The organism is Capnocytophaga sputigena (assembly GCF_002302495.1).
In the GTDB taxonomy this organism is placed as follows: domain Bacteria; phylum Bacteroidota; class Bacteroidia; order Flavobacteriales; family Flavobacteriaceae; genus Capnocytophaga; species Capnocytophaga sputigena.
Genome location: NZ_CP022379.1, coordinates 1060403 through 1075581, shown reverse-complemented (window position 1 = coordinate 1075581; position 15179 = coordinate 1060403). Strand labels below are relative to the sequence as shown.

Genomic DNA, 15179 nt, shown 5'->3' with positions numbered 1-15179 from the left:
CAATTAGCAAATTATTTGTACTTTTGCCATTATTTTAAAAACTAAGAATATCGATGAAAAAAATTATTGTAGCTGCAATGCTTGTGTTTTTCTCAGTAAAAACATTTGCGCAAGATCGTCAACATCAAGTAAATTTAAACATCTTGAACGCTATTTGGTTAGCTTCTGTTGAAGTAGGTTATGAACATTTTATTGCTGAAAATCAATCTATTGAAGGAGAATTATTCTTCAACGACCGTTTTTCTGTAATTCCTAAAGGCAATGGGAAATATAGTGCTACTAGTGTAAAACTAGGTTATAACTATTATTTTGAAGAAGATGGAGGTACAGGTCTCTATGTAAACCCTTTTATCAAACAACGTTTTGGTAATTACAAATACAATGATGGCACCAAAACAAAATTAGATAGTTTTATCTTAGGGATAGGAGCAGGTTATCAATGGAATCTCGACAATACTTTCGTTATAGCCCCTTATGCTAATATCGCTCGCAACTTTGGTAAAGGTGTAAACGAAGATAAAAAATTCTGGGCTATCGAACCTAATTTTGGCATCAAAATAGGATATAGATTCTAATCAACAATTGCTAATGAACAATTGGTAATAATAAAAAAACAGGTAATAAACTCTATTGCCTGTTTTTTTATATATCTATCAACTGAAACCTAATCCCTGTTACCTGACCCCTGAAACCTGGAAACAGTGTTTTTCTTCTTCAAAAGTGTAATACACCTTCAAATGGTAACTTTCCGCAATCGATTTTACAATAGCCAAGCCTAAACCTGTAGAAGTAGCATCTTGTTGCCCCTTGTGGAATCGTTGGAAAATCTTAGAAGGGTCTAAACGTATGGCATCTTTGGCAGTATTTTTTACTTGAAAACGATTCTCTTCTATCAATATTTCTATGTTGCCACCTTTTTCAGTATATTTTATAGCATTGCGCAATAAGTTTGAAACGAGTATTCTTGCCAAATCGGGGTTCATCTCTACTTGGAAATCGCTTATTTCTTCAGTGTTCACTTCCAATGCTTTAAAGGCTATCAAATCGCTCAAATCGTCTATAATATCTGTTGTGAGAGCTTGAAAAGATACATCTTTAGCTTGCTTGTATTGCTGATTTTCTATACGGGTGAGCATTAGTAACGACTTGTTTAGGTGGGTCATTCTCATCAATGATTGTTTCACCTCACTCAGTTGTACCAATTGCTTTTCATTCAGCGAAGGGTCATTGGCGAGTAGTTCTAATTTGTTAAGAGTGATAGCCAAGGGGGTTTGGAGTTCGTGCGAAGCATTTTCTATAAATACTTTTTGTTCCTCGAATACCTTTTCATTGCGTTGCCACATCTGTTGGATATTATCGTGTAATATGTTAAATTCTATAACCTCGGTAGCAATGGGTTGTAGTTCTGTTTTATTGCCTACTTCATACCGCCTAATAGCGGAAAGTATCCCCTTAAAAGGCTTCCATATTTTATTGATTACTAATAGGTTGATAAGATACATAGAGAGTACTAACACAACATAAAGTACTCCTAAGGCAATAGCCAAATTAAATAGTAGGTCATCTTTCTCCACAGTTGAAGTGCGAATCTCAAGTGTATAAGGGTTCATATCACGATCGTAAAACCCTGTTTTCAGCACCCTATAAGGTTCTTCTTCATCGTCAAAAGGCATATAAAAAAAGGCATTGCTAAGGATGTTGCGGTCAGAAAAATCTTCTTGTGAAGGATAGACCCTAAAATCCTCTATACCAAACTCATTTATTTGCAGCAGTTCGGGGTGACGGAGGATATTTTGGATAATAAGCGTTTTTTTATCTTTAAGTCCATCGTCTATATTGTCGTACACCTCGTCCAAAATATAAGCGTAGAATACAACTGCCCACACTGCTAGAATCAGTAGGAAAGCGAGCGTAAGGTAGCGTAGCGTGTAGTTTTTCAATGATATTTTCATCCTTAAACTAATTTATAACCAATGCCATAAACCGCCTGTAAGTCTATTTCAGCTTCAGCAGTTTTGAGCTTTTTACGGAGGTTTTTTATTTGAGAATAGATAAAATCGAGGCTATCCACTTGATCTATATAGTCACCCCACACAGCTTCAGCGAGCGTCATTTTCTCCACCAGTCGATCAGGGCGAATCATAAAGTAGTATAATAAGTCGTATTCCTTGCGATTGAGAGTAAGAGTCTCTTCACCTACTTTCACAGTACGTGTTTCAGGAAAAAGACGTACGTTTTTAAGAGTAATTACCTCTTCACCTTGTTGGTTTTTCCTCCGTATAATCGATTTTACCCTTGCCAAGAGTTCTGCGAGGTGAAAAGGTTTCGCAAGATAGTCGTCAGCTCCTTTTTCAAGACCTAACACCTTGTCTTCCACCGAGTCTTTAGCCGATATAATCAATACCGAGTGATTTTTTTTCATTGCTTTGAGCTCATCTAAGAGTTGCATACCACTGCCATTGGGCAACATAATGTCCAACAGAATGCAATCGTAGTCGTAATCAGCGAGTTTAGAAAGGCCAGAGGTATAATCTTTAGCTGTTTCAACCAAAAAGTGTTCTTGTTCAAGGAACTGTCGCAGGGTGAGGCGCAGTTCTTTTTCGTCTTCTATTATTAATATTTTCATACGGGGGCAAAGATAAAGATAATTACTTAATTTAGCAATTTGTCATTTAGTAATTTTGAGGTGCTATTATTTATATTCGTATATCCAACCCAATAATTATTAAAATATTTTAAAAAACATCGAAAGTTTGTTTTCCTTTCAGCTAACTTTATAAGAGTCCTGTCTCTTAAATTTAACAATAAATTAACTAAAACTCTATTTTTATGAGAATAATATCTTAAATCTAAACTTTTTATGATTTTAATTTGATAAAAAATATAAAAGTGTTTTAGAATTCATTTTTTTTACAGTTAAAAAATGCAAATTTAGAAAGTGAATAAAATAAAAATATAGCCTATTTTATTTCGTTTGATTATCAAACTACTACGATTTTTAAAAAGAAAATACATAAGAAACGAAAAAAAATATTGTTCAAAAAATTTGCATTATGTTAAAGTATTCTTAACTTTGCCCCAAAATTAATTTATTTCAATAAAGTAATGAAAGTAAAAATATCAATGCTGTTATTCGTTTTTGCATTGTTTAGCGGTGCGCTAATGGCACAAACGAAAGTAACTGGTACAGTTACTGGCGGTGATGGAATGCCACTGCCTAGTGTGAGTGTTGTCATTAAAGGTACAACACGTGGAGTTTCGACTGACTTCGATGGGAAGTACGAAATTCAAGCAAATGCAAATGAGACCCTTGAATTTATCTCATTGGGGTATGCTACTCAGCAAAAAAAAGTAACTCAGGCTAAAGGGCATCTCACCCTTAATATAGTAATGCAAGAAGAAGCATTACAACTCGGTGGGGTAGTGGTAACCGCTTTGGGTATCAAACGCCAAGAAAAAGCCTTGAGTTACAACGTACAACAAGTGAAGTCTGAAGAACTTACTAAGGTGAAAGACGTAAACGTGGTGAACAGTCTTAATGGTAAAGTAGCTGGGGTGAACATTCAGCGCAGCTCTTCTGGGGTAGGTGGTTCTACTAAAGTAGTAATGCGTGGTCTTAAATCTTTGGATGGTAACAATGGTGTACTCTATGTGATTGATGGGGTGCCTTTGTTCAACAAACAAAGTGATGGAGGCGGAAGTAACTTCGGTAAACCAGGAGGTGGTGAAGGTATCGCCGATATCAACCCTGATGACATCGAAAGTATCAACGTACTTACTGGTCCTTCTGCAGCGGCTCTCTATGGTAGTGAAGCTGCCAATGGGGTAATCCTTATCAATACTAAAAAAGGTAAAGAAGGTAAAACCGAAGTGAATGTTTCTAGTAGTGTTGAAATCCTTACTCCTATCCAATTACCAGAGTTCCAAAATACTTATGGTAGCAATGGTGATAAGAGTTGGGGTGCTAAATTAGCAACTCCTTCTAATGTAGATCCTAAAAAATTCTTCAATGTAGGACACAACATTATGAACTCTGTTACCTTCTCTACAGGTAATGCTCAAAATCAAACTTTTGTATCTGCAGCACAAACTAATGCCGAAGGTCTCATCCCTAACAACGCTTACTATCGTTACAATATAGGGGTGCGTAATACTGCTAATTTTGCAAAAGATAAATTACATTTAGATGTAAGTGGTAACTTTGTTCGTCAAGGTAGCCGTAATATGATTGCAGGGGGTGGTTACTTCAACCCATTAGTAGGTTTGTATTTGATGCCTCGTGGTATTGACTACCGCGATGTAAAAGCTTACGAGCGTTATAACCCAAGTACTCAAATTTATGAACGCTACCAACCTTTCTCTGAAAGAGCGGATAGCTACTTTTCTGAAAACCCTTATTGGGTAGCCAATCGCGAACTTTTCTTGAATAACAAGAAACGTTATATGATGTCAGCTTCATTAAAATATGATATCCTTGATTGGATGAATGTTACTGGTCGTGTACGTTTGGATAACGATTATGGTACTTCCGAAGAAAAATTGTATGCAAGTACTACTAACTTCTTAGTAGGTTGGAAAACCGAATTAGGTTCTTACAACAAAGGTCGTTATGCAATCAACGAAACTAAAGATGAGCAAACTTATGCCGATATTATGCTTAACATCAACAAGAATCTTGGTCAGAAATTCTCTTTGACTGCCAACGTAGGTTCTAGTTATAACGATCGTTTGAGCAATAACCTTTCAGCTGGTGGTTATCTTAAAGAAATTGCTAACTTGTTCTCAATAGCTAACTTCGACGGACAAGTAGGAGCTTCTGGTCAAGGATACTCTCGTGCTAAAAACGTAGCAGTTTTCGCTAGTGCTGAGTTAGGCTATAGAGGTATGTTATACCTCTCAGCTACAGGTCGTAACGACTGGTCTTCACAACTCGTAAACTCTGCCGAACCTTCATTCTTCTATCCTTCAGTAGGTCTTTCTGGTGTGATTTCCGAAATGGTGAAATTACCTTCTTTCATCAACTATTTGAAAGTACGTGGTTCTTATACTGAGGTAGGTTCTCCTATCAGTAAAACAGGTATTACACCTGGTACTATTACTCACCAACTTACCTCTACTGGTTTGGTAACTAACAAGGTATATCCTTACCCTGACTTCAAAGCGGAACGTACTGCTTCTTGGGAAGCTGGTTTGAATACTAAATTGTTTGATAATAGCTTGTCAGTAGATTTGACTTTGTACAAATCAAATACTTACAACCAATTCTTTGAACAACAATTGTCATCTTCTTCTATCTATACTTCTTTCTATTTGCAAGCTGGTGACGTAGAAAACCGCGGTATTGAGTTGGCAGTAAACTATAACAAAGAGTTTTTAAACAAACAATTAGCTTGGAACACTACCCTCACTTACTCTCGTAACGTAAACGAAATTAAAAAATTAGTACGTGGATATCGCAATCCATTCACTGGTGATTTGTTCGATATTACCGAAGTGAGAAAAGGTGGTACTGTGTTACGTGAAGGTGGAAGCCTTTCTGATATCATAGTGAAAGGAGTGCTTTCACGTGATGTAAATGGTAACTTGATAGAAAATGCTTCTGGTTTCCAATACGATGAAACTCAAGAAATCAAATTAGGACGCTCTACCCCAGATTTCCAAATGGGATGGCGCAATACCCTTTCTTATAAAAATATCGACTTGAGCTTCCTTATCAATGGTAGCTTTGGAGGTATTGTACTTTCAGGTACTCAACCTTACTTAGATGCTTATGGTGTATCTAAAGCTTCAGCCGATGCTCGTGATGCAGGTGGTGTATTAGTAAATGGAAAACTCTACAACCCTGAAAAATACTATAACACTATTAAAAACCTTGATGGTTACTACTCTTACGACGCTACTAACGTACGTTTGCAAGAAGTTTCTCTTACTTACTCTTTAGATGGTTCTCACTTCTGGGATAAAGTAAAACGCGTAACTATTGGGGTAATTGGTACCAATCTTTGGATGATTTATAACAAAGCTCCTTTCGACCCTCAACTTACTTTTGGGGTAGGTACTTATGCAGCTAAAGAACTCTTTATGACTCCAAGTGCTGCTAGTTATGGAGCAAGTTTAAAAATTCAATTCTAATTCTAAACAAATACAGTAATGAAAATATTTAATAAACATATAGCAATTGTAGCTCTATCAGCTTTCAGTTTTACCGCTTGTATCAAAGATTTTCAAGAGGTGAATACCAATAAGCTACAACCTACTGATGCCGATATCAATCGTGGTGGGTACTCTTCAGGAGGCTACTTCAACGAATTGGTACAACGCCCTATCCCTACAGGAGTAGGCGTAGGACCTGCTAACGACTATCAAGTAGTACAAAATATGAGTACTGATAACTGGGTAGGTTATTTTTCACCAGGACGTAATAGCTGGGACAATGGTTTTAACCAAACTAGTTACTACATTTCTAACGGACGTGCTAATGGTACTTTCTCCACTTTGATTACAAGAGTAATGAACCCTTACTTCCAAATCAAAGGACAAATGCACAATGTAGAAACTGTGAATGGTAAATTAGTATATCAACCTAAAGATCTTACTAGTAATGCTATTTACCAATTGGCTCAAATCGTGAAAATAATGGGAATGCACCGCGCTACCGACCTTTTCGGTCCTATCCCTTATAGCGATATGGAACCTGGTAAAGTAAAAGCTAAATACGATAGCCAAGAAAAAGTTTACAGATCTTTCTTAAAAGAATTGGAAGAAGCGGTTACTGTACTCAACCAATATGGTGCTAACAACAAAGTATTACAAGATTTTGACCCTGTTTATTCAGGAGACACTTCTAAATGGATACGTTTAGCTAACTCTTTGATGTTGCGTTTAGCAATGCGCGTTCGTTATGCTGATGCTGCCCTATCTCAAGAATATGTAACCAAAGCTATTAATGGTGGTCTTATTGAAAATGACGACCAAGCAGGTAAGTTAGTAACATCTAGCAAATACATCTTCCACCATTCTTTGGTAACTATGTTAGGCTATGGTGAACTTAAAATGGGGGCTACTATCTATTCTTACCTAAAAGGATATGACGACCCTCGTATGGCTAAATATTTTACCAAAAGTACTCCTTATGGTCAACCTTTAGATTTTTATGCAGTGCGCTCTGGTCTTAATAATACAACTCAAGCAGCCGACTACAAAGATTATTCAGTACCTACTGTAGTACAAACTACCCCTACTTACTGGTTGCGTGCTTCAGAAGTACAATTCCTTTTAGCTGAAGCTGCTTTGATAAATTGGTATAATGGTGATACTGCCGAAAACTTGTACAAAAAAGGTATCGAAATGTCATTTACTGAGAACGGTTTAACAACTGCACAAGCTCAAGCATATTACAACGCTTCAGGTACTCCTGCTAAATATGTAGACCCAAGAGATTCTAACTACAATGTTGATGCAAAAAGTACTATCAATAAAAAATGGAGTGCTGTTACAAGTGTTGAAGATCACTTAGAGCAAATCATTACTCAAAAGTATTTAGCTAACTATCCTAACGGATTTGAATCTTGGAGCGAATGGAAACGTACTGGTTATCCTCGTATGTTTACAGCTGCTTATAACTTGAGCAACGTAGGAGCTCAAAATATTGATGTTACAGGTAAAGATTTTGGCGTACGCCGTTTCCCTTTCCCTCAAAGCGAATTTGAGTTGAATGCCGAAAACGTAACAGCAGCTAAAAGTCTTTTAGGAGGTCCCGATAACGCCGCGACTAATGTATGGTGGGACAAAAAATCTAAATAATTTTAAAGGTAAAATACTATGAAAAAATTTGTATACACATTATTAGCTCTTACTATTGGCTTTACAAGCTGTAGTAAGTGGACAGAAACAGAGTCAAAAGCAGAAGACTTTGAAAAAGCTGCGCTAGAGGACTTAAAGAACAAAAGAGATGCTGCCAAATGGCTTGCCGAGGCTGAACGTACTGAAGAGAACAAAAAAGCTCTTGAAGCCTATTGGGCTCAACTCCGTGACTACAAACAAAAAGCATGGCTCAATACGGGGGCAGCTGGTGGTCAAGTACCTATGGTATATTTTTGGTATGATGGTCCTACTTGGCAACCTATAAAAGGTATTGCACGTGGTTGGTTACAATCAGTTCCTGACTCAGTAGTAGCAATTTCTATCTGGGGAGGTACCAATATGCGTCCTGAAACACTAACCCCTAACCATAAAAAAGATATCGAGATTTTCCACAAAAAAGGAAGTGCTATTTTGATGTGTTGGCAAACTCCAGGGGTAGGTTTAGGACTACCTGCTACTAAAGATGGAGTAAGTGGTTATAAAAATTTCCATAACAAATATCCTTATTCCGAATGTTATAGTCAATGGCCTGCAATTTATGCACGTGAGTTAGCACGTTATATCATTGCAATGGATTTTGATGGCTATGATGTAGACTGGGAAACTTGTGGGGATCACGGAGCTGTAACTAAAGAAGGAACCCCTTTGATGATTGCTGATAATAACTACGAAAATATTGCCAATTTTGTAAAAGAAATGGCTAAATATTTCGGACCAGTAGGTACTGAACACGCTGTAAAAACGCAAGCTGAACGTGAAGCCAACTTAAAAGCTTTGTTTGATCCTTCTACAGTTGGTTTCCACGCTAAAGAAAAAGAGTATATAGATGAGTTCAAAAATTATCTGCCTGCTAATTATCTCACTAAACGTTACTATTTCTGTGCCGATGTACCTTGTGGTGTCGCCCCTATCTTTGGATCAAATTCTCAAACACCTATCACTAGTGGTAATGCTTTTGCTATTTATTTTGATAAACACTTTATGCAAGATTATCCACATGATGGTGTAAATCTTTCTGGTTCTCAACCTCCAATGTTAGGAGGTCCTTACTACAACTCTACTTCTGCTAACTATCAAGCCGGTAATTTCCGCGTGATGATCAATAAAGGTAAAGCTGTGAAAGAAGGTAAAGTATGGGGATTAGGTGCTTATCACGGACAAAGTGACTACGCTGTAACCAATGAAAGTGATGCTCACTTCAAAAAATATCTCCAAGATAACAATATCAAGCGTAAGTATTTACACTATGCTTGGACTCGTGAAGCCATTCGTGTGGCAAATCCACGCCCTGATTACTCAGGATATAAAGAAATGGAACCTACAATTATTCTCCCTTAATATTTTATTGCAATGAAAAATACAATCATAAAATTAGCGAGTGTAGCCCTATTCTTAGGGCTCACCGCTTGTCAAGAAAAATTAGACAGCGACAATAATAATAGTCTTGGAAGTATTCCAGCTGTGTATATGTACAATAGCAATGCTAGTGTGAGTTTTGCTAAATCTACTGAATCAGGTAGTACAAACTTTGAAGTGCGTATGTCTAACCTAAGAGATCGCAATGAAACTATTACCATTGCTGCAAGTGATTTCTTTGCCGAATACAACGAAAAGAATGGCACTAACTACAAAATGTTGCCCGCTTCAGAATACGAATTGTATGAAGAAGGTAATACAGCCAATAAATCTACTAATGGCACTTTAAATATCACTTTAAAACCAGGGCAAGCCTCTGTGCAAGTAGGAGTGAGAGTACGTCCTTTAAATGAAGATACCTATCCAATGGGAATTAAATATGCTATCCCTTTGCGTATTGTTTCAGCTTCATTGCCAATCCTTTCTAATAAGGATGTAGTAGTAGCCCTTAGTCGTCCGTTTAAAACTTCAGTAGCTTTAATAAAACAAGGCTATGCTTTAGGAGTAAAAGTAGCTGATAACGTACAACAAAGTGAAGAGTTTACTATACAAGGAATGTTTTTATTTGAAAATTTCCAAGCTTATAGCGGTAGAAATGTGAATATGTCTCTCTTCCAAGGTGAAATGTTGCCTTATACTCGTATTGATGCAGGGCAAATACAAGTAAAAAATGGTGGGGGTGATAGTCCCGACGACTGGGCACATACCGATGAAATCGCTAGAAATAAATGGGTGCAAATAACCTTTACATACAAGGATTCTTTTCTTAAATTATATATCAATGGTAAATTGATAAAAACTTATCAACGCCCTAGTTTAAAAGTTTCTCCAGGTATGCGCATCAATATCGAAAATACTCAAACTTCTTACTCTGCTAATCGCTATTTCCGTGAATTTAGACTATGGAATAGAGTACTTACCGATGCTGAAATCGTAGATGGTTTATATCTCCCTGTTGACCCAACTAGCAAAGGTTTAGTAGTATATTTGCCTATCAACAAAAAAGATGGCTTTAAAGATATGAGTAAGTATGACAATACTACTATTTACAGAAAAGGTACTTCAAGCTATTCTACAGGAATACAGGATGGTGATTCTTATGTGAAAGATATTGATGAAGCTACCTTTACCCCTACTGTACAATGGAAAGATAATGTGAAATTTCCTGCTGTAGGTTTAGAAACAGAAGAATAGTAATAACAATGAGGTTGTCCAAAAAGTATTAAAAGTTACTTTTGCTTCACAAACTTTTTGGACATCCTCTAAAAAAAGCAAGTACAATGAAAAAAATAATATTTAATAGTTTAACAGTTGCTTTCTGTTTAGCTATTTTAGGTTCTTGTAATAAAGACGAGATTTCTATAGAGAAAAATGAAAGTACTGCTTGGGAAATCGACAAGAAAATAGTAGACGACGATATCCGTACACGTATTGGTTATGACCCAAGATTTGACTACGTTACTCCTACTACTTCAGAAGTGGTAGCCCCTATGCTTACTTTAGAAGGTTTTACTTTTGCTGACAAAAATACCCGTACATTAGAAGTGAAACTAACAAAAGCTTCTGATAAAGATGTAACTGTTTCGTTGATGTACGATGCCTCATTGTTTAGCAAAATAGCAGGTAACTACTCAGGATATGAGCTGGGAGATGCTTCTTTAGCAGAGATAGCAACTACTCAAAAAACAATAGCTGCTGGTACAACCACCACTACTTTTGAAATAAAGGTAACAAACCAGTCTACTTTTAACAAAAAAGTAATTTTACCTTTTGCTGTAAAAGCAAGTAATAATGAATTTGTAAAAACACTAAGTGGGAAAGATTACTTCGTAGTTAGAATTTATCCTAAAGCACTTACTTTTGATACTACCAACAAAAAAATTATCAAAGAGGCTGTTTTAAAAGCCGGAAAAGCTGAATTGACTAACAAAGTAGTGAATATAGCTATAACCTCTTCTGATGCTATTGGTACTCCTATTTCATTAGGTTTAGAACGTGACAATAGTCTTCTAACCTCAGGAACCTTAGCTCCTGAAAATATAGTAGGTACTATCAGTAAGGTAGATTTTAAAGACAAAACTTCTGCTACTATTTCATTTACTTTACAAAATATAGAGAGTATTAGTGCTAAAGGAACTTATGTAGTACCTTTCAAATTAATGGCTTATGATGCTTCAGGAATGGGACATAAAGTACTTGATACACCAATATTGCTTAATATTGAAGTAGGAGATGAAGGTATCCCAACTGATAATGAGGTTGAAGTATCTACCGACTATAGTGTTACTATGATGAATAGCAGTAAATATAGCTTTGAAACTAACTACATGCCAGGCCATGTTGAAAAAATGCATGATGGTAACCTATATGGAAACCCTTGGTGGATAGATACTAGTATCGATGAGGATAGCGACGACTCCCCTTATGTGTACGTACATTTTACATCTAAAACTCTTATCAACGGTATTAGAATAACCCAAAATACTTCTGAAAAAAGAATCGGACAAGTATTTATATATGCAGTAACTGATGAAGGTTCTTATATACATCAAGGTACTTATGATGCTAGCGGCTCTCAAAAACCAAGATTCTTGTATATTAAATTCAAGAAACCTATAAAAGCAAGTAAATTGTATTTAGCTTATTTCAGAAATTCTGATAATCAATATATTGATATCAACGAAATGCAATTCTTCTAATAGAAAAATATTTTGCCAATGCACAAAAGTATAAAGAAAAGTATGATCTTCTTTATCGCAGGAATATTATTTTCCTGCGGTAAAGAAGATATTACTATTGAGAAAAATGAAAGCACTACGTGGGAAATCGATAAAAGTATAGTAGATGACGATATTCGTACACGTATAGGTTATGACCCTCGTGAGCAACAAGCATATTTTTATAAAACAGAAGTTGATTTGCCAATGTTTTCTTTCGCAGATCTTGCTGTTAAAGGTACAAATACTGCTGTAGCTGAGTTGAGACTAACTCAAAAAACTACCCAAGATACAAAAATATCATTAGTATACGATGCTTCTTCTTATGAAAAAGTAAAAGAAAACTATACTGGTTATGAGTTAGGAACCCCTAATTTAGTGCAACTTATCCAAAGTGAAATCATTGTTCCTAAAGGAGGTAATATCGCTAAATTTGAAATTACGTCGTTGAACGATAAAGATTTTAATAAAAAAGTAATCCTCCCATTTAAATTAAAAATTGAAGGGGATAAAGCTAAAATATTAAAAGGAAGTGATATTTTTGTAGTGAAAGTTTTCCCTAAAGAAGCCGTTATCACTGTCGATTCTCCATCACTCACTAGAGTAGTAACTCTTGATGCTGCAACCGATGCCCTTTCTGTTGATTTTAATGATATGGCATTTACTATCACAAGTGATACTAAAATTTCTGAAGATATATCATTAGGATTAATACGTGATGAAGCATATACTTCAAGAGATCTTGCACCACTAGGAACTGAAACTGTTATTGAAAAAGTACCTTTTAAAAATGTAACAACTGCAAAGTTCACTTTTAAGTTTAACAATTTAAATCTAATAAAAAGAGTAGGAAGATATACAATTCCCCTTAAATTAGTAGTTTATGATGCAAACGGAGGTGTACATACTTTAGCAAATATCAAACCTAAAGTGTATATTACAACCCAATTGGTTTATCCTAAAAATAATATAGAAACATCTAATAGCTTATCCGTTCCTTCTGGGAATAAAATAACGGGAGTTACAGGTAATTTCCAACAGTTTTTTAATTTTGATAAAGAAGGGTTTGATAATATGTTAGACGGTGATGAAACTACTTTTGCTCGCTTTGCATCAGCTGATTTTTTACCTGAAAAATTAGGATTTACCTTTGGTGATAATAAGAAATTAAAAACAATTCGCTTAAAAGTAGATGCAAGTTCACCTATCAAAACTATGGTAGTATATACAGGTGCTGATGAGCAAGTGTTAGGATACATCACATTCAATGCTTCAACCAATTGGTATGTAATTACCTTTAAAAAAGCAATAACTATAGCTGATATTTATCTTGGACAGTTAGGAAATGACCAAGAGGAAAATCAGTTTAAAATTTATGAGGTAGAGTTCTATGAACAATAATTAATACATCATTATGAAAGAATTTATAATAACACTAAGTTGTTTTTCACTATTAGTGTCTTGTAAAAAAGATGAGATTACTATTGAGAAAAATGAAAGCACTACGTGGCAAATCGATAAAAAAGTAGAAGATAACGATATTCGTACTCAATTAGGGTATGACCCTCGTCTTAACTATATCTATTTGCGTCCCACAGTTGCCGAACTGCCAATGCTCTCTTTTGGTAATGTTACCATCAATAGAGATTATACAAAAGAAGTAGAAGTTAGATTGCTTGATAAACCTTATGACAAGGATATACAAGTGTCATTTGCTTATGATGCTTCAGCTTACGACAAAGTAAAAGCCAATTATTCAGGCTTTGAATTAGGCGATGAAAACCTTGTTCAGTTAAGCGAAGCTACCAAAACCCTCAGAAAAGGTGAAACTTCTGTTTCTTTTACGCTTACCATTAGCAATAACTCTAATTTTAAAAAGAAAGTTATTTTGCCTTATGCTTTAAAAGTAACTGATAGTGGTCTTACACTTCCTAAAGGGAAAGATGTATTTGTACTAAAAGTCTTTCCTGAAGAAATAAAAATTAGTGCTGAGTCCAAAGTGGTTTCCAAACTTTTAGGCTATTACGATGGTAGTGTTTATATAGGGAATAGAGATAAGGAAGTCACTTTCACTATAAAAAGTAATTATGAACTCCCTTCAGGACTTAAAGTAGCTTTAGTACGTGATGATAGTGCTGTACTGAGTGGTAGAATTCTTGCGCCTGCAGGAGTTGAAGGAACGCTTCCTGAAGACGATTTCGATGCTACTAGCAAGACACTTTCTTTTGAACTAGCAGAAGATTATTTTACTAATAAAGGAGAATATGCATTACCTCTTAAGTATGTAGTGAAGGACGCCTCAGGAGTTGAACAAGAATTGAGTAATAACAAACTCTTTGTAAATTTTGATATTAAAGAGTTGGTTGTTTCTAATGATAATGTAGAAGTAGCTACTCAACCATCTGGTAAAAAAATAGATAGAAAAGGTATCACTTCTTCTCATTATGGAAGTATTTATTACTCTCCGAGATACTTGTTAGATGGAGATGAAAGTACCTATTCTTATGTGAAAAATGGAGCTTATTATTACTTTACTTTCCCTAAAGTAAGACTTATAAAATCAGTAGTATTGAAACCTGTATCAGGAAACCAAGTGAAAGAAATATCAGCGTATGCAGGTATGGTACAAGGAAATGAACAATATCAAGGAACTATAACTTATAGTGGTAGTGGTGATATTGTAATAACATTCAAAAAAGCTGTTCCTCTTATACGTTTAGCAGTAGGAAATTTTGTTAATGATGAAAACGCTGCCTCTCTTTGGATGGGATTCTCTGAAGTAAACTTCTACGAAGAATAACATCATTTTAAAATTGCCCATCTGGCTCACACCCTTTGCCAAAGTTTATAGCATAAAAGCTATCAAAACTTTGGCAAAGTTTTTTACTCTCTACTCCCTATCCTCACATTAGCCACTTGTCCCTCCCACTTGCAGCTTGGGGATCACCTCTTACCAATTACTTGTCCCTCCACTTGCATCTTGTCCCCCTTCGGGGGTTCGGGGGCTAGTTTCAAACTGTTAAATTTTTGTATACAAAAAGTTAAAATATAAAATATAAACAACTTCTTGTGGCTTTGTATAATAAGGTTTTTATATAGGCTATTTGTTTATAAATGATACAGTTGTATAATTGTTATTGCACTCTCTAAATATACTTATCTGCTTGTAAACACAATATTTGT

Annotated in this window: 10 protein-coding genes; 8 read left to right on the top strand and 2 right to left on the bottom strand. The window is 35.6% G+C overall.

Annotated features, from left to right (window positions below):
* Positions 1–53 precede the first annotated feature (53 nt).
* Entirely contained in the window at positions 54–575 is a 522-nt protein-coding gene (locus CGC57_RS04595) for an autotransporter outer membrane beta-barrel domain-containing protein (protein WP_095898159.1), read from the top strand.
* A gap of 99 nt (positions 576–674) precedes the next feature.
* On the opposite strand, the gene CGC57_RS04590 is transcribed toward CGC57_RS04595, so the two are convergent.
* Both CGC57_RS04590 and CGC57_RS04585 read right to left on the bottom strand, forming a co-directional pair.
* Entirely contained in the window at positions 675–1952 is a 1278-nt protein-coding gene (locus CGC57_RS04590; RefSeq protein WP_095898158.1) for a sensor histidine kinase, read from the bottom strand.
* A 2-nt stretch (positions 1953–1954) separates the two neighbouring features.
* On the bottom strand, positions 1955–2626 hold the full coding sequence (locus CGC57_RS04585) for a response regulator transcription factor (RefSeq protein ID WP_095898157.1): 672 nt from the start codon (positions 2624–2626) through the stop codon (positions 1955–1957).
* Between the two features lie 479 nt (positions 2627–3105).
* Here CGC57_RS04585 and CGC57_RS04580 point away from each other — a divergent pair, with 479 nt between their 5' ends.
* The 7 genes from CGC57_RS04580 to CGC57_RS04550 all read left to right on the top strand — a co-directional run bounded on the left by CGC57_RS04580 (position 3106) and on the right by CGC57_RS04550 (position 14796).
* Complete coding sequence (locus CGC57_RS04580) at positions 3106–6132, top strand: SusC/RagA family TonB-linked outer membrane protein (RefSeq protein ID WP_095898156.1); 3027 nt, start codon at positions 3106–3108, stop codon at positions 6130–6132.
* Between the two features lie 18 nt (positions 6133–6150).
* Positions 6151–7803, top strand: a complete 1653-nt coding sequence (locus tag CGC57_RS04575) for a SusD/RagB family nutrient-binding outer membrane lipoprotein (protein WP_095898155.1) — start codon at positions 6151–6153, stop codon at positions 7801–7803.
* An 18-nt stretch (positions 7804–7821) separates the two neighbouring features.
* On the top strand, positions 7822–9201 hold the full coding sequence (locus CGC57_RS04570; protein WP_095898154.1) for a glycoside hydrolase family 18 protein: 1380 nt from the start codon (positions 7822–7824) through the stop codon (positions 9199–9201).
* 12 nt (positions 9202–9213) lie between these two features.
* A complete protein-coding gene (locus CGC57_RS04565) occupies positions 9214–10473 on the top strand; it encodes a BT_3987 domain-containing protein (RefSeq protein ID WP_095898153.1) in 1260 nt (419 codons plus the stop codon).
* Between the two features lie 86 nt (positions 10474–10559).
* Positions 10560–11978, top strand: a complete 1419-nt coding sequence (locus tag CGC57_RS04560) for a DUF1735 domain-containing protein (protein ID WP_095898152.1) — start codon at positions 10560–10562, stop codon at positions 11976–11978.
* A gap of 42 nt (positions 11979–12020) precedes the next feature.
* Positions 12021–13397: a DUF1735 domain-containing protein gene (locus CGC57_RS04555; RefSeq protein WP_095898151.1), complete on the top strand. Its 1377-nt coding sequence runs from the start codon at positions 12021–12023 to the stop codon at positions 13395–13397.
* Between the two features lie 13 nt (positions 13398–13410).
* Positions 13411–14796, top strand: coding sequence for a DUF1735 domain-containing protein (locus CGC57_RS04550; protein WP_095898150.1), 1386 nt, complete (start codon positions 13411–13413; stop codon positions 14794–14796).
* Positions 14797–15179: the final 383 nt, after the last annotated feature.